Source organism: Streptomyces anulatus (assembly GCF_014650675.1).
Lineage (GTDB): Bacteria > Actinomycetota > Actinomycetes > Streptomycetales > Streptomycetaceae > Streptomyces > Streptomyces anulatus.
In genome coordinates, this window is sequence record NZ_BMVK01000004.1 from 179,543 (window position 1) to 200,872 (window position 21,330).

The following is a 21,330-nucleotide window of genomic DNA, read 5'->3' on the forward strand; positions in this document are numbered from 1 at the left end:
TGATGGTGGTCAGCTCCGGGTCCGGGTCCGCCGCATGTCTACACGCAGGAACAGAGCGTTCAGTTCGGCGAGCCGCAGCGGACGGGCGAGCAGGGCGAAGGTGAGGACGACGACGGCCGCGCCGGCGACGGTGGCGGCCAGGGCTCCCGCCCGTGCCGCGCCGAGGGCCGCGAGGTGGCCGAGCGCGGTGGCGGGGACGGCGGCGACCAGCAGGCGTGCGTGGGCGGCCGCGGAGGACGACCGCCGCAGGGGGCGTACGACGTCGAGCCGACGGTTCAGCACCCTGCCGGTCAGCGCCCAGCCCGCGCACAGAGCCAGCGAGTGGGCCGCCGCCATGCCCGTGACGGCCCAGCGCGCCGGCAGCACGTGCGAGGCGGCCACGGACAGTCCCGCGTTGAGGACGACGATCACCAGGTTGAGCAGGAACGGCGTACGGGTGTCGGAGAGCGCGTAGAAGGCGCGGGACAGGACGTACTGGCCCGACAGGGCGATCAGTCCCGGTGCGAAGGCCATCAGGATTCCGGCCAGGGCGGCCGTGTCGGCGGCGCTGGTCCTGCCGTATCCGAAGACGAGGGACGTCACCGGCCCGGCGAGGGCGAGCAGCGCGCAGGCGGCGGGTACGACGAAGGCCGCGCAGACCCGCAGAGCGTGGGAGACGTCGTGCCGCAGGGCGGTGGTGTCCCCGTCGGCCGCCGCCGCACTCATCCGGGGCAGGAGCGCGGTCACCACGGACACGGTGATGACGCCGTGCGGTACGACCCACAGGGCGTAGGCGTTGTTGTAGGCACCGAATCCTGGTCCGCCGTCGAGGCCGGCGTTCGTGGCGAGCCGGGTGGTGACCCAGTAGGCGGCCTGGTTGGCGAGGACCAGCAGCACCAGCCATCCGGCCGCTCGCAGGGGGCGGGTCAGTCCGCTGCCGCGTCGGGCGAAGCGGGGCCGCCAGCGGAAGCGGGCGGCGCGCAGGGCCGGGACGAGGGCGAGTGCCTGGACGGCGATGCCCGCGGTCGTGCCCCAGCCGAGCAGGGCGGTCCCGGTCGGTGTGAGGGTGTCGCCGCCCCCCAGGGACAGGGCCAGGTACAGCCCGAAGACAGCCATCACGACGATGTTGTTCAGGGCCGGCGCCCACATCATCGCGCCGAACCGGCCCCGTGCGTTGAGTATCTGGCCGAGCAGCGTGAACAGTCCGAGGAAGAAGATCTGGGGCAGGCAGTAGCGGGCCAGCGCGATGGTCATGGCCGCCTGTCGGCCGGTGTAGTCGGTGTACACGTCGACGATGGTGGGGGCGGCCCACACCGCGGTCGCCGTGATGACCAGCAGGGCGACGACGCAGACGGTGACCAGCCGGTCGGTGTACGCGGCCCCCGCGTCGGGGTGCTCCTTCGCGGCCCGGACCAGCTCGGGAACGAAGACGGCGTTCAGCGCGCCGCCCAGCAGCAGCATGTAGACGATGGTGGGCAGGGCGTTGCCGACCGCGTAGCCGTCGGCGCTCGGCCCGATGGTGCCCAGAGCCGCCGCGACCACGGCGGACCGGGCGAAACCGGTGGCGCGGGAGACGACGGATCCGGCGGCCATGACGGCGCTGCCGCGCGGAGCAGAGACTGCCGCCCCGGCTTCCGGACGGTCCGCGGCGGTGTGTGTCGACGGCGATGTCCGCTTCATCGGCGGTTCAGGTACGCCTGGAAGGCACGGTGAAGCACGAGGTTGGCGCTGCCCCCCAAGGGCCTCTCCCATTCCCCCAACGTCTCGACGACCTGCCCACCGGTGCCGAGTTTCCACCGCAGCAATCCGTAGCCGTGTTCTTCCGGATCGAGAGTGGAGGCAACCCCGCGCATGTCGTAGACGTCCGCCCCGAGGGCGTGGGCATCCAGCAGCATCCGCCATTGAAGGGCGTTGGAGGGCCGGACCTCGCGGCGGTGGTCGGCGGAGGCGCCGGTCTGGTACCAGGCGCGGCGGCCCACGGTGATCAGTGTGTGGGCGGCCAGGATCTCGCCACGGTGACGGGCCAGGTACAGCTTCATCCGACCCGGTTCCTCGGCGTTGAGCGCGGCGTACTGGCGCTCGTAGTAGGCGAGCGAGCGGCCGAGGCGGAATCCGTCGCGTCGCTCTGTGACGGCGAGCAGCCGGCAGAACTCGGGAAGGTCCGCCGCACTGCCGACCACCACCTCCACGCCCTCTTTCCGGGCCCGGCGCACATTGCGTCGCCACTCCTGGTTGAGCCCGGCCCACACGTCGTCCGTGGTGCGTCCGGCGAGCGGCACCCGGAAGACATGGCGGGGCTGGGCGTCCCCGCCCTGCCCGGTCCCGTCGCCACCGCAGCGGCGCCAGCCCCTGACCCGCAGTCGGTCGGCGACGGCGGAGCCGAGGGGGTCGACCTCGCTGGCCAGGACGTCGCCGAGGCGTCGGCCCGGGCCGGTGAGCGCCTTCAGCCGGGCGGCGTCCCAGCACCGGTAGGCGGGCGACGGGCCGATGCGCACGGCGAAGGCGCCCGCACGGCGCAGGTGCCCCAGGAGCGGATCGAGCCAGTCGTCGACATCGGGGTCGCTCCAGTCGGCGACGGGTCCTTCGGGGAGGTAGGCGAAGTACTTGTGCGTACCGGGGAACTGACGCAGCAGCACCAGGGCCACGCCCGTCAGTTCGCCCGCCTCCGGATCCGGTCCCCAGCCGATCAGTTGGGAGCCCCATCCCTCCTTGACGCCCGCCCAGGAAGGGCACTGGAGGAAGCCGGCGCCGAGGGCCCGGCCTTCGGGGGACGCGAGGAAGGCGCGGTAGGTCTTCGGGGTGATGGTTCCCAGGGCCACGTCCCGGTTCCGGGCTCGGGGCACGGGGCTGGACGACGACGGCACGAGCAGCGCTGACACGGTCTGGCCTCTCCTTCTCCCCGGACGCTGTCGCGGGGACGGCTCCCCGGATCGTTCGCGGGGATGCAGAGGATGCTCACAGCGCTTCATGACCGCTCCGACCGCCGAATGTGACCGGACCATGACCGTTCCTCACCAGTCGCCGTCACATCGCTCCACAGCGTCTGACCTCGGCTTTTCCGGCTCTACAGTCGCAGCATCGCCGACTCGTCCGGCTCTCTCGCGGCTCTCCCGGAGGTCCTGTTGTCCCGCTCGTCACGCACACCCGCACGCATCCATGCCCGCGTCCGGGCCGCCGTCGCGGCCGCTCTGCTGGCACCGCTCGCCGCATGCTCGTCGAGCGCTTCTCCCGCCGCCCCGGTCGCCGAGGTGACGCCGAGCCCCGACGACCGCCCCGTCACGGTCTCCGTCACGCCCGCGGGCAAGCAGATCCAGGCCGGTGAGCCCGTACGCGTCACGGTTTCGGGCGGCAGCCTCACCTCGGTGACCGTCACCGACGCCGAGGGCCACCGGCTCACCGGAAAGACCGCCGCCGACGGCCGGTCCTGGGTCTCCGACCGCACGTCCGCACCCGGTACGGAGTACGAGGTGACGGCTGCGACCCGGAGCGTGGGCGGAACCGCCCGGAGCGCCCGGGCCGCCTTCACCACGGCGAAGGCGGACAAGGTCAACAAGGTCGACTGGAGACCGGGCGCCGCAACCACCGTCGGCGTCGCCCAGCCGATCTCCCTGGTCTTCGACCACCCGGTCAGGAACCGGGCCGAGGTCGAGAAGCAGCTCAAGGTCACCACCTCCGACGACACCGAGGGCTCCTGGGGCTGGATACGCGACTGGTCGGGCCGGGACCGGGTGGACTGGCGGCCCCGGACGTACTGGAAGCCGGGGACCGAGGTCAGGCTGAACGCCGAGTTGAACGGCACCGACTCGGGCCCGGACGGCGGCTGGTTCGTACGCGACTACACGACGTCCTTCACCGTCGGCGCCCGGCAGATCGTCGAGGTCGACCTCGACCGCCATCGGCTCTCCCTCGTACGGGACGGAAGGACCGTCCGCCGCATCCCGGTCTCCGGCGGCACCCCCGGCGGCGACAAACGATCCTGGCGAGGAACCGCCGTGCTCATGGCCAAGGAGGGCACGATCAACATGAACTCCGAGACCGTGGGCCTTGCCGACGCCTACGACAAGATGGTCGACCACTCGATGCGGTTGACCTGGTCGGGCATGTACGCGCACGCCGCCCCGTGGAACGCCCGCCATCTGGGCAGGGCCAACCGCAGTTCCGGGTGCATAGGAATGAGCGACGCGGACGCTGCCTGGTTCTACGGGCAGGTGCGGCCCGGCGACCCGTTCGAGATCACCGGCAAGGACACCAAGGGCGTGGTCGCGCCCGGGAACGGCTTCGGCGCGTGGAACGTCTCGTGGGCCGAGTGGCAGGGGAGGAGCGCGTTGCGCTGAGCTGACTCCGATCTCGCCTGCGGCGATGCCGCTGTCGAGCCAGCCGCGCACCCGCTCCACCATTCCGTCCGGTTCCGCTGGCTGTCGAGCCCCTCCAGCAGTTCGTACCGAACGGCGATCACCCGTGGTGACACCGTTCCCCCGGGGGTTGTGCGGATGCGGTCGACGTGTGCGGGGCCGACCACGACGTCATTGGGACGAGTCTGGCCGGTGGGAGTGTGCGATGTCCACCGGCGGCGCGGGGCGAGGGACGAGCGGTCCTGTTCCGGGCAGCGGAGTGGCTCGTCAGTGCTGCTCAGGGGCGATGTGGGCGCCCTGCTCCGGTCGTACCGCGTTCCGTCACGGGAAAAGGTCCTGGCAGATCCCGCCGACCGGAGCTAGGCTCCCCGCGATGAATCACTCCATGAACAGATTGGGGGACCCGTCCGCGCAAGGTGAGTGCTGATGCTCCCTTCGACCGCGAACCGGGATTCCCACCCGTCCCCCCTGTCCTCCCCGTCCTTCTGGCCGCGCGTGCGCGAGTTCGCCGTGCCTGCCTCGATGATCGAGACTGCGACCGCCCGCCGTGAGGCCGGGGACTGGGCAGGAGCGTGCGCCGCAGCAGGCGTCGACATCGATTTCCGCCTCCGGTCCGTGGTGCGCAGCCACGGCCGGGAACTCGCCGCCCGCATCCGGGCGGACCTGCGCCATCTGGCTCCTGACCTGCTGCGCTGGCACCTGCCGAGGATCGCCCCGCACGGGCTGCTGCGCCCGGGGCTGACGCTCGAACTGGCCCGCTACGACCCGCCGGAGCGCGACGGACCGGCCCCTCTGCACCTGGTCGTCCGGACCCCGCCCGCCTGGGCGGACGCCGGGCAGCGGATCAGCCTCGCACTGTGGGACGGGTCGCACACCGAGCCCACCGCCCGCCGTCACCCGCACCCGCGTCCGAACCGGCGCTTCCGCCTCGATCTGCACCGTCATCTCTGGGACGCGCGCAGGGCCGATGAGCTACGGATCCGTTCCGGCCTCGACGACCTGCCGTCCGCCCGTGCCGCCGAAGCCCTCGACCCGGACCTGTGGGGCGCTGTCCCGCCGGACCGGCGCTGCGCCGTCGACCGCTGGGCGGCGGAGGCGGCGATCCTGCTCCGCGCCGAGGGGCAGGGGCCGGGCGGAGCGGTGAGCGTGCGGCTGGGCGGCCGGCGCCGGCTGCTCCTGGAACTGGAGGCCGGCGCGGACGGCCGGGGGAAGCCTGTCGCGCGGGTCGCGGAGGCGGCCCCGGGCGCGTCCACACCACCGGTGCTGCCGGACGCGGCCACCTGGGTGCTGCCCGACCTCGACCTGCTCCGTACCGGGGCGATCGAGGCCGGTCAACTGCACCCGCTGGTCGCGCGGGCGCTCGTGCCGGACCTGCCTCCGCCTGCTCGGGCATCGCATCGTCCGGATGCCGGCGGCCGGGCGGGAGCGTCGCGTCTCGTGGAGTGCCGGGGAGAGCAGCACCGGATCGGCCTGGTCGAAGGGGTTCTCGCCCCGATGGACCACGATCCGGCCGAGGTCCGCCGCGAAGAACTGCTGGTCGCTCTGACCGGCACTCCGCTGCCCTGTCTCCAGGCCATCGACGAGGCGCACCGGCGGCCGGACTGCCTCACCGGTGTGCGAGAACGGCTCGATCACGGGGACATCGCCGGTGCGCTGGCCGTCGTCGAGGGGCTGCTCGGCCCTGGAGCACTGCTGCGCGACGGTCCTCTGCGGGACGAACTGGAAGCCGCCACGCAACGGCGGATCACCTACGGACTGTTCCGGGCCGACCTGCTCGGTCCCGGCCCCATCCACAGGCGCTCCGACCCCCGCCGTCCCGTCGACCCCCGTCCTCGCCGGCCCCGGCGCCCGCGTCACACAGTCGTCCGCTGACCCCGGGGCCGCCGGGCCTGTCGGTCACCGCACCGCGACCGCCCGCGCCCACCTACCCGTCACCTTCGTACCCACCGCTGCACATTCGCCCTCTCACATACCCTCAGGTGATCACTCATGCTCACGAACGCCCCGTCCGTCGCGCCCGCTCCCGTGTCCACGGACTCCGCTCCCATGTCCACGGACTCAGCTCCCGTCTCCCAACTGGCCGTCGCCGACGCGTTGATGAGCCTGCTCCGCGACACCACCACCGAGCCGCGCCCCGACATCCAACTGGAGGCGCTGACCCTGGCGGTCTCCGCCGACCTGCCCGTGCTGCTCTGGGGTGAGCCGGGGATCGGCAAGACCGCTGCGCTCACCCAGCTCGCCGCCTCCCTGGACCTGCCGCTCACCACGGTCATCGCCAGCGTGCACGAGCCGTCCGACTTCTCCGGGCTGCCCATCGTCGGCGACGACCCCGCCGAACAGGGAGTACCGATGGCCCCGCCGGACTGGGCCGTCCGCCTCGTACGGGCAGGAAAGGGGCTCCTGTTCCTCGACGAGCTCTCCACCGCACCGCCCGCCGTGCAGGCCGCGCTCCTCCGCCTCGTACTGGAACGGCGGATCGGAGCGCTGCAACTCCCGCCCGGCGTAAGGATCGTGGCCGCCGCCAACCCACGCTCCTCCGCGGCGGACGGCTGGGAGCTGAGCCCGCCGCTCGCCAACCGCTTCGTCCACCTCCAGTGGACCCACGACCACGAGGTCGTCGTACGCGGACTCGCCGGCACCTGGCCCCGCGCGACACTGCCCCGCCTCGACCCCGAAAGGCTGCCCGAGGCGGTGGACTTCGCCCGGCGCGCGGTGTGCGGGCTCCTCTCCGCCCGCCCCACGCTCGTCCACCGGCTGCCCACCACGGAGACACGGCGGGGCGGCCCGTGGCCCTCGCCGCGCAGCTGGGACATGACGCTGAACCTGATCGCCTTCGCGACCGCCGCCGGATCCTCCCGGGACGTGCTGTCCTTGCTGGTCAGGGGAACGGTCGGGGACGGCCCGGGTCTTGAGCTGCTGGCGAGCCTGGACCGGATGGACCTTCCGGACCCCGAGGACCTCCTCGCCGACCCGGCGGGCGCCGTGCTGCCCGAGCGCGGCGATCTCCGGCAGGCCGCGCTGGACGGAGTCGTCGCGGCGGTCCGTACCCGCCCGGACCGGGCCCGTTGGGACGCCGCCTGGGCGCTGCTCGTCCGGGCGCTGGAGGCCGGGGCTCCGGATCTGGTGGTCGTCCCCGCGACGACCCTCGCCTCGCTGCGCCAGGAGGACTGGGACGTACCGGCCTCCATCGAACAGCTGGCAGGCGTCGTGTCCCTGTCCGGGCGCGCGGACAGGGCGGCGGCCCGGGTCACGGCGAAGGCGAAGGCGACGGCGGGCCGATGACGACGACGGACGCGCCGAGCGCGCTCGACCTGGACAAACTCTTCGCCGCCCGCCTCCAGGCAGCCAGGGTCCGCCCCTATCTGGCGACGGCGCTGTTCGCCCTGCACACCGTGGAGTCACGGCAGGTCCCGACCATGGCCGTCGACCGGTACTGGCGGTGCTACGTCTCGCCGTCCTTCGTCGCCCGTACCCCCGTCGAGGAGTTGGCCGGGGTCTGGGTCCACGAGGTGTCGCACCTGTTGCGCGACCACCACGGCCGCAGCGACCGGGTCGCCCGGCAGCGCGGGCTGACCGGGCCGGGGGAGCGGCTGCGGATGAACATCGCCGCCGACTGCGAGATCAACGACGACGTGTACGGCGACGGCCTGGCCAGCCCGAAGGGCGCTGTGTACCCGTCGACGCTGCACCTGCAACCCGGCGAGCTGATGGAGGACTACCTGTACCAGTTCCGCCTCGGCTCCCGTACCCAGGACCTCGCCTGGCTGGACTGCGGAAGCGGCGCCGACGGGCTGGAGAGGGAATGGGACGTGGGGCCCGACGGCGCGCACGGGCTCGGCACCCATGAACAGGACGCGGTCCGCTTCCGGGTGGCACAGGGCATCACCGGCCGGCCGGGCAACGCATCGAAGGGATGGAAACGCTGGGCGGAGGAGGCGTTCCATCCGCCCCAGCCCTGGCGGGATCTGCTGGGCGCCGCCATCCGCTCGGCCGCCTCGGGTCCCGGCGCGGGGGAGGACTACACCTACGGGCGGCCGTCACGCCGCTCCACCGGACTGCCCGGCGTCGTCCTGCCGAGCCTGCGCCGCAGACCGCCCCGGGTCTCCGTCGTCATCGACACCTCCGGCTCGGTCAGCGACGCCGAACTGGGCAGCGCCCTCCTGGAGGTCGCCGCCATCTCCCGCGCCGTGGGCGGACGCCGTGACCTGGTCACCGTCCTCGCCTGCGACGCGGCGACCCGGGTCGTCCACCCGCTGTGCCAGGCCGAGGGCATCCCGCTGGTCGGAGGCGGCGGCACCGACCTGCGTACGGGCTTCGCCAAGGCGCTGCGGGGGCATCCCCGCCCCGACGCCATCGTGATCCTGACCGACGGGCAGACACCCTGGCCGGCCGCGCAACCGGCGTGCCGGACGGTCGTCGGCCTGTTCCCGAGGGACCACAGGCGCCGCTCCTGGGACGAGAACAACCCCGACTACGTCCCTCCGCGACCGCCGGCATGGGCGCGGGTGGTGGAGATCGGGTAGCCGGCCGGCACCCGTACGGAAGGTGTCAGGCCCGCCCCCCCGAGCCGCCGATCACCCCACCTCCAGGACCTCCAGGACCCCCACCAGCTCCGCCAGCGCCCCGGCCAGCGTGTCGAGCCCCGGCCCCGCCGCGCCGCCCGGCTCACTCATGTACGTGTCGCGGCGGATCTCGATCATCAGCGCGGTGACCCGGCGGTCCGTTCCGTAGTGCCGGAGAGGAACGTACGTACCCGCGAACGGGGTGTCGCGCCCGACGCCACCGTGACCGACGCGGCCCCCGAACGCTGCCTCCGCCGCCGCGAGGAGCTCCGGCGGGGTGTGGAACGGGTCGGTGCCCAGGCAGACGGGCGGACGGGGGCCGGTGCCGTGCAGCTCGTAGGGGAGGGGTGCGGTCGGGTACGAGTGGACGTCGATGATCACCGCGCGGCCGGCGGCGGCGAGGCGCGACTCGACCGCCGCCGTCATCGCGTCGGCGTACGGGTGGAAGTACGCCTCCAGCAGGGGGCCCGGGTCCGTCTCCGGTGGGCGGAGCGGTTCGCGGTGGGTGGTGTGCGTGTAGACGGCGCCCATCCCGACGGCGAGCATCTCCTCCCGCTCGTCCGGGAAGCGTTCCGGGTCGACGACCAGCCGGGAGAGGTTGTTGACGAAGCGCCACGGGGCGGCCGGGGCGATCTCCGCCGCCGCGGCCGCCAGTTCGGCGGTATGGGCGTCGGTGATGTGGTCCAGCTCGCGCTCCAGCGCGGCATCGTCCAAGGTGATTCCTTCGCGCACCTGCCGGGGGATGCGGCGGGACCCGTGCGGTACGTGCAGGATGACCGGTGAGCCGGCAGCTCCCGGGACGAGCGTGAACGGCTGCGGATCACTCACGCGTACTCCTTCGGTGTGTTTCGTTCGTTCCCGCACCAGCATCCCGGACCGGGCCCGGAAGGCGCCGGACGGCCGTCCCGTTCTCCTGGCAGCCCGAGGACGAGGCCGGTGCGGAAGCGGCGGCGGCCGCACGCGACGAGCGGGCGGCGGGGCACACCCGCGGTCTGGCCTCTGCCCGGGCGAACGGTGAGGCGTACAACACCGCACGGGCTCTCACGGACCTGGCCGAGATCCTGCTGGCCGCCGAGGAGCCCGCCGCGGCACTGCCGCTGACCGACGAGGCGATCAGGATCCTGTCCGAGGAGAACGCCGACCAGCACGTGGAGTATCTGCGCCGCTTGCGTGAGCGGTGCTCCGGTCCGCGGGAGTAGGGGAGGGGCGCTGCCGCGTTCCGCCCGTCGTCGGCCCGTCCGTCTCGGCCGCGATCACCACGTGGTGGCCGGTGCGGCCCGTACGGACGGTCAGGCCGTCCTCGATCAGCGCGGCAAGGGTCCTGCCCGCCGCGAGCCAGGCGTGCACCGCCGACGCGTACACCGCCGGGTCCGCGTCGGCTTCCGCTCCCGAGGTGAGCCGGAGCAGGACCCCGTCCCGGGTCCGGACGACACACGACGAGGGCCCGGTGACGTACGCCGCGAGCGCGCAGTGCGGGTGCCGGTCCAGCACCTCGGCGGCCCATCGTCCGGGCGGGCCGAACCGAGGGTCGTCCGGGGCGCCGCACCGGAAGACGACGTCGGCCAGGCCGAGTTGCCCCGGATCGCGCGTGTCCTCAGGAACAGCCAGATGGGCGTCCCCCGCCCCGGCGGGTTCCCGGGCGGGATCGGCGTACCGGGTCACGACGACCTCCGGCCCCGCGAGGACGCGCGTCAGCACGTACAGGGGAGCCGTACGGAGAGCGGGTTCCGGGTCCGGCAGCGGCAGCGGCAGGAGCAGGGCGGGGCCCGGCGGTTCGGGGGCGCCCATCAGCCCGTAGAAGGCACGCCTCAGCCGTACCGCCGCCTCGCCGGGCACGGAAGAGGTGAAGCGCATCGGACCCGGCTGAGGGACGTGGCTCTCGATCAGCGTGTTCACCTGGCCGCGCAGAGGTGCCCGGGCGTCGAGTCCGGGAGCGGTCCGGATGAAGTCGGCGACGGGCGCATCGGGATCCAGGCTGTCCAGAGGCGCGGCTCCGAGGAGTACGGGGGTGCCGAGAGCGGCGGCGTAATAGGTGACGGAACCGTGGTCCCCGATGACCACGTCGGCCGCGAGCAGTGCCTGGCGCCAGTCCTCCAGCGGGTCGATCAGCGCCAGACCGGCGCGCCTGGCCCGGTCCAGCCAGGCCCTGATCTGGCCGGGGCCGTGACCGTGCCAGATGTTGGGATGAAGGACGGCGGCGACGCGGTACTCGTCGGCGGGAAGCTCCGACGCGAGCCGCGGGAGCAGCGCGGGCAGCGCGTCGTCCCCGCCGGTGCCCCGAGCTCCTTCTCCTTCGCCGTCGCCCAGCAACGACTGGGGGCTCCAGGTGGAGTTGAGCAGGACGAGACGCTGTCCTCGCCCCACGCCGAGCGCCCTGCGGAACCGGTCCCGGTACGGGCGTGCCGCCAGCATCCGGTCGAAGCAGGGGTCGCCCGCGAGCACGGCGGTGGGCAGTGCTTCAGGGCAGGCGGCAGCCAGCCGGTCGAACTGCTCGGGGTGGGAGAGGACGAGTGCGTCGGCAAGGGGAACACCGTCCGCGAGCAGCCAGTCCGGCGCGAGTCCGAAGACGGGGGGAGGCGCACTCCGGGGCAGGACCGTCGCATCTGCATCCGCATCGGTGCTCGGTGCTCGGTGCTCGGTGCTCGGTGCGGCCAGCCTCTTAGTGTAGCCAATTCCGTGCGAAAGTATGATCAACGGCCCCTGGATCGACGCGAGTTCACCCCCGAAGCTGGCCGAGATCGCAAGGTCCACCGGCGTCGCGAGGGCCTGTTCCCACGGGAGTACGGGCAGCCCGGTGTCCGCGAGCAGGTCCGCGACGCCCGACCGGAAGGCCGAGGAGCCCGTGCAGGTGGCGAGGAGCTGCACCCCGAGGTCGTCGTCGAACAGTGGCAGGACATCGAGCAGCCGGGTCGCCGAGGTGACGTTGTGCACGACGAACAGCACGCGGCGGCATCGCACCCGCGTGGCCCAGCGCGCCGCGTCGTCCCCGACCGGCACCCGTATCCACTGGTCCTGCTCCTCGTCCACACCGGCCCTCTCGCACTCCCGGACACAAGCGCTGGCCACGATATATCGGCAGGAAAATCGGCAGGAGCCGGGCGAGGGCGCCGTCCCCTCCGGCGTCGTGCGGAGGGGACGGCGACGTGATGGTGCGGCTACTGGCCGGAGCCGATCACCGGGTAGTGGTCGGAGAGGTTCGTGTACGTGTAGTTCTTGCCCCAGCTGGAGACCGTCCAGGGGGCGCTCTGCTCCTTGATCACGTCGTTCTTCCAGCCCGAGGGCTTGGCGTGGCCCGTGCGGTGCAGGACGTGGTCCAGGTCCTCGCGCGGGTCGTCCGGGTAGCGCTCGGAGGCTATGGAGTTGTCGCGGGTGTCGAAGGAGTACGGGTGGCCCGTCCGGGACTCCGGTGCGCTCAGGCCGGCGTCGGAGAGGAACGAGGCGTACTCGGCCGAGTGCCCGTCGACGTTGAAGTCGCCCGCCACGACGACCTGTTCGGAGGCCGGGATGTTCTTCGCGTCGAGGAACGCGTCCATCTGCTTGAACTGCCGGCTGCGCATCTGCGCGGCCTCGCCCGCCGAGCAGCCGGGGTCGGTCGACTGGGCGTGGGTGCCGACGACGTGGACCCGGGCGCCGTTGACGTTCAGCACCGTGTAGGCGAAGCCCTTGTTCGAGAACCAGTCGCCGCCGCACGCGTCCTTGAAGACGAACTGCTCCTTGCGCACGATCGGCCACTTGCTCAGGATCGTGACGCCGCCGTCCTCCGGCGTCGCCGCCGCGTACGATCCGCCCGTCGCGTCCCAGCCGCTCTTGCTCCGGCCGACCACCGGGGTCTGGTACGGGTACTGGGACGCGGAGTTCCGCAGCAGCGCGTCGGAGGCCCCGTTGTCGAAGGCCTCCTGGATCACCACGACGTCATTGCCCTGGAAGAACGACGTCTTCGGGATCTCGGCCGCTCGGTGGTCCTGGCCCCAGTTCGGGTACAGGGTCTTGCTGAAGATGAACGCGTTGTACGAGAGCACCCGCAGCGACGGGGTCTCGGCAGCCGTCGCCTGCGGTGCGTTCACGGCGAGGGTGACGGTGGCGAGGGTGGCGGACAAGGCCACGCCGGTCAGGCGGCGGAACGCGGTGTTCGGCACGAGGTCTCCTGTGGTCGAGTGGGGGGCGTACCGGTCGACCCCATCCAAGCAGCGGGAGTTACCCACGGGTAGACATCGGGTGGCACGAGTCTGTCCGGCCGGCTGCCATCCGTCGCCGACCGGTCGCGCACTGCCGACCCGCGGCGGCGCCGAGCCGAGGTCCCGACCGTGACATCAGTACGCGCCGTGGTGAAGGCATGGTCAGGGTGGGGATGATTCCCGTGGCGGCAACCACGTTCAGCCGAGGGCGCCGTACACGATGAGGTTGTCGACCGGATGGCCCTGCGCGTCGAACTCCCCGTCGCAGGTGATGAGCCGCAGGGTGCTGTCCTTCGTCGGGCCGTAGACCTTCTCGGTGGGGAACGCCTTCTTGTCGACCGTCTCCTTGCCCGTGACCGTGAAGCGCAGGGTCTTCCCCGCGGTGTCGCGGACCAGCACCTCGGCGCCCTTGCGGATCTTCTTGAGGTCGTGGAAGACGGCTCGGCCGAAGCGGGTGTCGTTGTGGCCGATCAGTACGGCGGGCCCCGGCGCCCCGGGCGCGGATCCGCCGGTGTACCAGCCCGCCGTCATGCCCTTCTCCGCGGGCGGGACCTCGACCGTGCCGTCCGCGTTGAGCCCCAGATCCATGAGGGCGCTCCGCACGCCGATCGAGGGGATGGAGACGTGGGCGGGAGCCGGCTGGTCCGGCTCGTCGGTGCCGGACGAGCCGGTGGATCCCGTCGGTCCCGTCGGTCCCGTCGATGCGGTTGATCCGCTCGATCCGCTTGTTCCGCTCGATCCGGATTCCGTCTCGCCCTGTGCGGAGGAAGAGGCGGAGGCGGCAGGCGCACCCGATGCGGCGGAGGAGGACGCGGAGGGCTCGGCGGACGAGCATCCGGCCAGTGCGACGCAGGCCGCGACGGCGGTCAACAGGGCGGTGGTCCGCCGGAAGCGGTGGGGCGTACGGGACGGCACAGAGGACTCCGGGATCGGTACGGGTGGGGCGGTGCGGGCGGGGAGCGGGAGTGGCGCCGCCCCGGTGCGGGGCGACGCCACGATCAGCGGTGGTGTGCGGCGCGGGTCAGCCGTCGAGGCCGGCCGACGGGCGGCGGCGCAGCACGATCGTGCCCACGCCCGCGAGCAGCGCGGTCCCGGCCACCGAACCGGCCAGCACCGCGGTGCTGTTGTCACCGCTGCCGGCCGGGCGCTCACCTGCGGCGACACCGCCGCGCGGGGTCACCGCCGGGGCCGCGTCCTTCGGCGCGGGCGCCGGACGGTCGCCGGCCGCCACGCCGCCGCGCGGGGTCACGGCAGGGGCCTTCGCGGGTCCGGCCTCCTTCGGTGCGGGCGCCGGGCGGTCGCCCGCTGCCACGCCGCCGCGCGGGGTGACCGCCGGGGCGGCGTCCTTCGGGGTCTCCGTGGGAGCCTCGGAGGGCTTCGAGGAGAGGTCGACCACGGCGGGCTCCGACGGCTTCGGGGAGGCGTCGGCGAAGGCGGCGGAGGACGGGACCAGCACCGCGCCGGCCGCGACAGCGGCCAGGACGGCGGCACGCAGGGTACGGCGAGAGGGGAAAGCGGTCATACGGATGGCTCCATTCCATACTCGGCCCCGTGACGGTCCCGGATGCCGGTTCGCACCGGGGACGGGGCATGCCGCCAGGCTGGCGTGGAGATATGAAGAAGCTGTCAGAACGCTGTGGTCATCCCATCAGGGGCCGGACGGCGTCGTTCCGGGCAGCCGGAGGACGAACGTCGACCCCTCGCCCTCGACGCTCGTGGCGTCCACCGTGCCGCCGTGGGCCTCGACCAGTTTGCGGACGATGGCGAGGCCCAGGCCGCTGCCGCCCGTGCGGCGGCTGCGGGACTTCTCCGCGCGCCAGAACCGGTCGAAGACATGGGGAAGGTCCTCGGGCGGGATGCCGGACCCGGTGTCCGTCACCTCGACCAGCACCGTCCCGTCACCCTCCTCGGCGGCGTACGCGCGCAACGTCACCCGCCCGCCCTCCGGTGTGTGCCGTACGGCGTTGGACACCAGGTTGCCCACCGCCTGCCGGAGCCTGACCGGGTCGGCGCGCAGGGCCGGCCCCGGCGCGGTGGCCGTGACGGCGAGCGTGACGCCCGCGTTCTCCGCCCGCGCCTGGTGGGCGGCGGTGACCTGGCTCAGCAGTTCCCGGATCTCGACGGATCCGGGATGCAGCCGCAGCACCCCGGCGTCGGCGGCGGCCAGGTCCTGGAGGTCGTCGATGATGTGCTGGAGCAGCACGGCCTCCTCCAGCAGCGAGGAGACGAACGCCGGGTCGGGGTCGGCGAGTCCGTCCTGGGCGGCTTCCAGCCAGCCCCGGATGTTGCTCAGCGGGGTGCGCAGCTCATGGGCGACGTCGCTCACCATGGCCTTGCGCTGCTCCTCCAGCCGCGCCCGGTGCGCGGACATGTCGTTGAACGCCGCGGCCAGCCGTCCGACCTCGTCGTCCCCCGAGACGGGCACCGACTCCGGCTGTTCCCCGTCGCGCATACGCTGCGCGGCGCCGGTCAGCGCGTGCAGCGGGCGTACCAGCCGGGCTCCCGCGAACACTGACGCGCCCACGGTGAGGGCCAGTACGAGCGCCGCGGCCCCGGCGATCCTGGCGGTGTTCGCGGGGGAGAGGTCGAACCCGGGCAGCGTCGCGCCGCCCTCGTCGCCGATGAAGAGAAGGGCGGGGGAGGCCACGTACGAGCTGAGCTGTTCGGTCCGGGCCGCGCTCACACAGGACGCGATGGCCCGGTCGTTCTCCCCGGTGCGCTCCGGCGTCACGACGGACGGCGCGGTGTCCTCCGCGGGGGCGTCGCGCGGCGTCGGCACCGGCGCCGGCGCCGGCAGCGGCACACGCGGCACCAGGGGGCCGGGTTCGCCCGGCACGGTCGAGGAGGCCGGATCGCCCCAGGACAGGTCGCTGTTCAGCTGTACGCCCTCGCGGCCCTGGCGCTTCAGGCAGGCGTCGGCCAGCTCGGTGAGCGCGTCGAGCGCCTTCTGTTCCGAACGGGTGGGCGTGTCCAGGGCGGCGAGGTCGCAGCGGGTGCCCAGCGCGCGTTCGGGGTCGTTGCCCACGATCTGCACCCGGGGCCGGCCGCTCGCGCCGACCACCACGTCCGAGGCGATCCCCGCCCGGTTCAGGCACTCCACCTTGTCGTCGGCGGTCCGCCGCAACGTCTTGCTGTCGGCAGCCGAGAGCCGGAACGGGCCCACCGCCCGGGGATCGATACGGTCGGCCGCCGTGCCCTGACCGTCGGTCCCGCGCGCCGCCAGCACGGTGTCCACGGACAACGGGTCGACCACGGCGGACGCCTGCGGCGGGAGCGCCGGGGCGGTCGCCGCCGTCGCGGAGTCCGCCAGCGGCTGCCGGCCCTGCGTGGTCAGGGCGACCCGGCGGCCCGACTCCCGGGCCAGCTCCCGCACCGTCGCACCGACCCCGTCCCACGTCGGGTTGCGGGCGGCGTAGTCCAGCAGGGTGTCGTAGATCCGGGCGTCCGCGGTGAGGTTCTGCCCCTGCTCCTGCTTGATCGCGCCGGAGGTGGTCTGCACGGCGATCCAGGCGGTGGCCGCCACCGAACACGCGGCCACCAGCGCCGAAACGGCGAGCAGCCGCCCCAGCAGGCTCCGGCGCAGCGGCAGCCGCGACCGGCGCGGCGTCTCCCGCCGGCCGTCGCGCCGACCGCGCCGCCCGGTGCCCTCGCCGTCCCCGTCCGTTCCGCGCCCGAGCACCCCGTCGTTCCCGCCACGCGCCCTACGCACGCGGGGTGGCCTTCGCCGGGTCGGTGAGCTTGTAGCCGACGCCGAACACGGTGAGCAGCCGCTCCGGCCGCCGCGGGGCCCGTTCGATCTTCTTGCGCAGGTTCATGACGTGCACGTCGACGGTCCGGGCGCTGATGTAGCGGTCGAACCCGTGGAGTTCCTCCAGCAGCCGTTGACGGCTGAACACCCGGTCCGGTCCCGCCGCGAGGGCCGCCAGGATCCGGAACTCGCCCGGGGTGCACTCCACCGCCCCGCCGCCCACGGACACCTGGTGCCGCGCCGGGTCGACCACGAGGGCGCCGACGCGCAGGACGGGGTCCTCGGCCACCGGCTCCGGAGAGGCGGTCCGCCGTGTACGCCGCAGCAGGGTGCGGACACGGGCCATCAGTTCGCGCGGGCTGTAGGGCTTGGTCATGTAGTCGTCGGCGCCCAGGTCGAGACCGAGCAGGAGGTCGTCCTCGGTCGAGCGGGCGGTCAGCATCAGCACGGGCAGTTCGCGGTTCTCGGACCGCAGCACCCGCACCACGTCCAGGCCGTCGGCCCGGGGCATCATCACATCGAGGACGAGCAGGTCGGGTTCCTGGTGCCGGACGGCGTCGAGCGCGGCGAGGCCGTCGCCCACGATCCGTACGGCGTGTCCTTCCCGTTCCAGATAGCGGCGTACGAGCTCGGCCTGCTTCTCGTCGTCCTCGGCAACTATGACGTCTGCGCACACGCCCCCGATCGTAGAGCGGCGGGAACGCGGCGCGAGCCCGGGGAGGCCACCACGCAGCCCGCGTCCCGGACGTGGTACCGACCGGGTCCGACGGCCGCCTGCGCCCGGCGGGGCCTCCGCGCCGATGCCGACCTTGTGATCAAAGGCGTGCAGATGTCATAGGAGAAAGGGCGGAAGGTGGGGTCGAATCGTTCGGAGTTCGGGCGAAAATGAGCGTGAACAGCTCCGGCGATTCACGCAACCTCCTTATAGTGGTGCCGCGTTGATCGTATGGTCGCAACGCGCGAAGCCGCCGCCCCTGGAGTCCGTACGATGACGAACCCCTCGTCCGCCACGCCCGCGTCCACGGCCGGTACCGGCGGTGGCTGCCCGGTGGGCGCCGGTACGGGCGCCGTCGCGCTCGGCGGGCCCGGCTTCCCCACCGAACCGCAGGCGCTCTACCGGTCCATGCGGCGCGACCACGGGCCCGTCGTCCCGGTCGAACTGCCCGGCGGCTTTCCCGCCTGGCTGGTGATCGGCTACCGGGAGCTCCACCAGGTCACCAGCGACGGGGAGCTGTTCCCCCGGGACGTCTCCCTGTGGAACCAGTGGGGACACGTCCCCGCCGACTGGCCGCTGCTGCCCATGGTGGGCACCCCCATGCCGTCCATCTACTTCACCGCGGGAGCCGAACACCGCCGGCACGTCGACATGGTCGTACCGGCGCTCGAAGGGGCGGACCCCTTCGAGATCCGGCAGCACTGCGAGCAGTTGGCCGACCGGCTCATCGACACCGTGTGCAGCCGGGGAACGGCCGACCTCGTCGCCGAGTTCGCCGAGCCGCTGCCCGTCCTCGTGCTCGCCCGGCTCGTCGGCTTCCCCGACGACGAGGGAGCCGACATCGCGCGGGTGCTCAAGGACCTCGCCGACGGCGGCCCCGGCGCGCAGAAGGCGCACCTGCGCTTCGGCGAGCACATGCGGCGCCTGGTCGCGGCCAAGCGGGCCGGGCCCGGCGACGACGTGACCTCCCGGATGCTCGCCCACCCCGAACCGTTCACGGACGAGGAGTACGCGCTCGACCTGATGGCCATCACGGCCGCCGGCCACCTGACCACCGCCGACTGGATCAGCAACTCCACCCGGCTGATGCTCACCGAGGACCAGTTCGCCGACGCCCTGTCCGGCGGCCGGCACAGTGTCGCCGAGGCCATGAACGAGGTGCTCTGGGAGGACGGCCCCACCCAGATCCTGGCCGGTCGCTGGGCCGCGCGCGACACCCGGCTCGGCGGACAGAACATCGCCCGGGGCGACATGCTGCTCCTCGGGCTCGGCGCGGCCAACGCCGACCCGCACATCCGGCAGCAGGTCACCGCCTCCGCCGTCCGCTCCGGGCAGGGCGGCAACAGCGCGCACCTGGCGTTCAGCCACGGCGAGTACCGCTGCCCCTTCCCCGCCCAGGAGATCGCGGAGATCATCGCCCGTACCGGCATCGAGGTCCTGCTGGACCGGCTGCCCGACCTCGAACTGGCCGTCCCCGCGACCGAACTGGTCCGCCGGCCGTCCGCCTTCCTGCGCGGGACGACCGCGCTGCCCGTCCGCTTCACACCCGTACGCACGACAGGAGACGCGTTGTGAACTGCCCGCACACTGCCGCCGCGCCGGCCGACCGGGGCGCCGGGACCGTCGTCATCGACCCCATGGTCCAGGACCTGGACGGCGAGACCGCACGGCTGCGCGACGCCGGGGTCCTCGCCCGGATCGACCTGCTCGGCGTCCCGGCCTGGACGGTCACCCGGCATGCCGAGGCACGCCGACTCCTGCTCGATGCGCGGCTGGTGAAGGACATCGACGCCTGGGACCTCTGGCGGAGCGGCGCGGTGACCCACGCGTGGCCGCTGATCGGCATGATCGACGCCGGGCGCTCCATGTTCACCGTCGACGGGGCCGAACACCGGCGGCTGCGCACCAAGACCTCGCAGGCGCTCACCCCCCGCCGCCTGGAGGCGATCCGCCCGGAGATCGAGAAGTTCACCCAGGAGCTGCTGGACGCCCTCGACGCCGCGCAGGGGGACGACGGGGTCGTCGATCTGAAGGCGGTCTTCGCCCAGCCGCTGCCGATGCGGGTGGTGGGCATGCTCATGGGCGTCGACGAGTCCCGGCACGCCATGCTGACCAGGCAGTACAAGGCGTTCTTCTCCATGCTCACCCCCCAGGACGAACGCCTGGCGCTGCTCGCCGAGTTGGACGTCTTCTACACCGACCTCGTACGGGAGAAGACCGCCCGGCCCACGGACGACCTCACCAGCGCGCTGATCCTGGCCGAGGAGGGCGGCGAGCCGCTCACCGAGGAGGAGGTGGTGGGCAACCTCAAGGCCATGGTCGCCGCCGGGCACGAGACCACCATCGGACTCGTCCTCAACGCCGTACGCGCCCTGCTCGCCCACCCCGACCAGCTGCGCAAGGTGCTCGCCGGCGAGGTCGGCTGGGATGCGGTGATCGAGGAGACGCTGCGCTGGGACACCCCCACGACCCACCTGCTGATGCGGTTCGCCACCGAGGACATCACCGTCGGCGACGAGGTGATCCGCAAGGGCGAGGGACTCGTCGTCTCCTACCGGGCCATCGGACGCGACATCGAGCAACACGGCGCCGACGCCGACGCCTTCGACATCACCCGCCCCACGCGGAACCGCCACATGACCTTCGGCCACGGCCCGCACATCTGCCCCGGCGCGGCCCTGTCGCGCGTCGAGGCCGGCATCGCGCTGCCCGCCCTGTTCACGCGTTTCCCCGGACTGCGCCTCGCCGTCCCGGACGAGGAGATCACCAGGCTTCCGGTGATGACGCAGAACGACATGACCGCCTTCCCGGTCCTCCTGGGCTGACGGCGGAACCGGCGCGCCGGGAGAAGGGGCGGTATGTCATCCGGACCGGGGTTCCTGGCGCTCGCGCCGCATCGCTCCGGCACGGCCACCCTCCTGTACGACGCGGCACGCCGACGCGGCATGGAGGTGACCGTGCTGCCCGCCGGCGGAGTCCCCGAGCGGTACCGGGAGAGGGCGGACGGGCACTACTACGGCGGCCCGCGCTTCGGCGCCCGGGTCGCGGATCCGCTCGGGGTGGCGCTCCTGGAGCCGCACGACGGGTGGCTGGACGCCCTTCCGGACGCCTTCACCGGCCGGAGCGTCAGCCGGATGCCCCTCTCCGAGGCCCGCCGCCGTACCGGCCCGCTCTTCGTCAAACCGCCCACCGACAAGAGCTTCCCCGCCGCCGTCCACCGGCACGGCGCCTGTCTCCCGCAGCCTCCGCCGGGCTCCGGTGACCCGCTCGTCCAGATCAGCGAAGTCGTCACCTGGGAGGACGAGTTCAGACTCTTCCTGCTCGACGGCGAGATCCGCACCGGATCGCGCTACGCCGTGCACGGACGGCTCGACCCGGCCCCGCTGTCCGGTCACCCCCAGGAGGCCGCCGCACACGCTTTCGCCGGCCGGCTCATCGAGGAGTGCGGGGACACCCTGCCCGGAGGCGTCGTCGTGGACATCGGGCGGATGAGCCGCCCCGGCCGGGCCGCCGTCTGGGCGGTCGTCGAGGCCAACATGGCCTGGTTCAGCACCGTGTACGCCGCCGATCCCGACCGTGCCCTGGACGTGGTGCTCCGGTCGGCGGGACCCGGCTCCCTGGTCCGCGAGCGGGACCTGGCGTTCCGGCGGCCCCGCCCCGCCGGGCCCGCGTCCAGGGGCTGAGGCAGCGCTGCGGACGGGGCCGTCGGGGCGTGTGAAGATCCTGGTTGCCGAAGATTCAATCGTGGTAACTTCGCCGTCAGCCATGTGAGTTGGACCGACTCGGCGGGGGATGGTCG

16 protein-coding genes are annotated in these 21,330 nt (G+C 73.0%); 7 read left to right on the plus strand and 9 right to left on the minus strand.

Features of this window, described 5'->3' with window-relative positions; all coding sequences use genetic code 11:
* Nucleotides 1-9: 9 nt before the first annotated feature.
* Both murJ and IE272_RS12450 read right to left on the minus strand, forming a co-directional pair.
* The gene (murJ, locus tag IE272_RS12445) at nucleotides 10-1,572 is read right to left on the minus strand and encodes a murein biosynthesis integral membrane protein MurJ (RefSeq protein WP_229897289.1); all 1,563 of its coding nucleotides are present in this window, start codon (nucleotides 1,570-1,572) and stop codon (nucleotides 10-12) included.
* An 83-nt stretch (nucleotides 1,573-1,655) separates the two neighbouring features.
* Nucleotides 1,656-2,858: a lipid II:glycine glycyltransferase FemX gene (locus IE272_RS12450; protein ID WP_050359175.1), complete on the minus strand. Its 1,203-nt coding sequence runs from the start codon at nucleotides 2,856-2,858 to the stop codon at nucleotides 1,656-1,658.
* A gap of 243 nt (nucleotides 2,859-3,101) precedes the next feature.
* On the opposite strand from IE272_RS12450, the gene IE272_RS12455 reads away from it, so the two are divergent.
* The 4 genes from IE272_RS12455 (at nucleotide 3,102) to IE272_RS12470 (ending at nucleotide 8,854) form a co-directional block, all read left to right on the plus strand.
* Nucleotides 3,102-4,313, plus strand: coding sequence for a L,D-transpeptidase (locus IE272_RS12455; RefSeq protein ID WP_098893057.1), 1,212 nt, complete (start codon nucleotides 3,102-3,104; stop codon nucleotides 4,311-4,313).
* 444 nt (nucleotides 4,314-4,757) lie between these two features.
* Nucleotides 4,758-6,203, plus strand: a complete 1,446-nt coding sequence (locus IE272_RS12460; protein ID WP_190006855.1) for a hypothetical protein — start codon at nucleotides 4,758-4,760, stop codon at nucleotides 6,201-6,203.
* 117 nt (nucleotides 6,204-6,320) lie between these two features.
* Nucleotides 6,321-7,613, plus strand: coding sequence for an AAA family ATPase (locus IE272_RS12465; RefSeq protein ID WP_373304170.1), 1,293 nt, complete (start codon nucleotides 6,321-6,323; stop codon nucleotides 7,611-7,613).
* Complete coding sequence (locus IE272_RS12470; RefSeq protein ID WP_190006857.1) at nucleotides 7,610-8,854, plus strand: vWA domain-containing protein; 1,245 nt, start codon at nucleotides 7,610-7,612, stop codon at nucleotides 8,852-8,854. The genes IE272_RS12465 and IE272_RS12470 overlap by 4 nt, the downstream gene beginning before the upstream one ends.
* Before the next feature lie 51 nt (nucleotides 8,855-8,905).
* Here the strand turns inward: IE272_RS12470 and IE272_RS12475 are convergent, their stop codons facing one another.
* The 7 genes from IE272_RS12475 to IE272_RS12505 all read right to left on the minus strand — a co-directional run bounded on the left by IE272_RS12475 (nucleotide 8,906) and on the right by IE272_RS12505 (nucleotide 17,492).
* On the minus strand, nucleotides 8,906-9,721 hold the full coding sequence (locus IE272_RS12475) for an N-formylglutamate amidohydrolase (protein ID WP_190006858.1): 816 nt from the start codon (nucleotides 9,719-9,721) through the stop codon (nucleotides 8,906-8,908).
* Between the two features lie 285 nt (nucleotides 9,722-10,006).
* A complete protein-coding gene (locus IE272_RS12480) occupies nucleotides 10,007-11,920 on the minus strand; it encodes a hypothetical protein (protein WP_190006859.1) in 1,914 nt (637 codons plus the stop codon).
* Between the two features lie 128 nt (nucleotides 11,921-12,048).
* Nucleotides 12,049-13,029: a sphingomyelin phosphodiesterase gene (sph, locus tag IE272_RS12485; protein ID WP_056705763.1), complete on the minus strand. Its 981-nt coding sequence runs from the start codon at nucleotides 13,027-13,029 to the stop codon at nucleotides 12,049-12,051.
* A gap of 237 nt (nucleotides 13,030-13,266) precedes the next feature.
* Nucleotides 13,267-13,983, minus strand: coding sequence for a class F sortase (locus tag IE272_RS12490; RefSeq protein ID WP_190006860.1), 717 nt, complete (start codon nucleotides 13,981-13,983; stop codon nucleotides 13,267-13,269).
* Between the two features lie 106 nt (nucleotides 13,984-14,089).
* The gene (locus IE272_RS12495) at nucleotides 14,090-14,590 is read right to left on the minus strand and encodes a hypothetical protein (protein ID WP_056705759.1); all 501 of its coding nucleotides are present in this window, start codon (nucleotides 14,588-14,590) and stop codon (nucleotides 14,090-14,092) included.
* A gap of 126 nt (nucleotides 14,591-14,716) precedes the next feature.
* Complete coding sequence (locus IE272_RS12500) at nucleotides 14,717-16,777, minus strand: sensor histidine kinase (protein ID WP_373304171.1); 2,061 nt, start codon at nucleotides 16,775-16,777, stop codon at nucleotides 14,717-14,719.
* Nucleotides 16,770-17,492, minus strand: a complete 723-nt coding sequence (locus IE272_RS12505) for a response regulator transcription factor (protein WP_007448426.1) — start codon at nucleotides 17,490-17,492, stop codon at nucleotides 16,770-16,772. Before IE272_RS12505 ends, IE272_RS12500 begins: the two co-directional genes overlap by 8 nt.
* 312 nt (nucleotides 17,493-17,804) lie before the next feature.
* Here IE272_RS12505 and IE272_RS12510 point away from each other — a divergent pair, with 312 nt between their 5' ends.
* From IE272_RS12510 to IE272_RS12520, 3 genes are read left to right on the plus strand one after another with little or no spacing between them, the layout of a single operon-like run.
* Nucleotides 17,805-19,106: a cytochrome P450 gene (locus IE272_RS12510; protein WP_190006861.1), complete on the plus strand. Its 1,302-nt coding sequence runs from the start codon at nucleotides 17,805-17,807 to the stop codon at nucleotides 19,104-19,106.
* Entirely contained in the window at nucleotides 19,103-20,356 is a 1,254-nt protein-coding gene (locus IE272_RS12515; protein ID WP_073959597.1) for a cytochrome P450 family protein, read from the plus strand. The genes IE272_RS12510 and IE272_RS12515 overlap by 4 nt, the downstream gene beginning before the upstream one ends.
* Nucleotides 20,357-20,389: 33 nt before the next feature.
* Nucleotides 20,390-21,214, plus strand: coding sequence for an ATP-grasp domain-containing protein (locus IE272_RS12520; RefSeq protein WP_190006862.1), 825 nt, complete (start codon nucleotides 20,390-20,392; stop codon nucleotides 21,212-21,214).
* Nucleotides 21,215-21,330 lie beyond the last annotated feature (116 nt).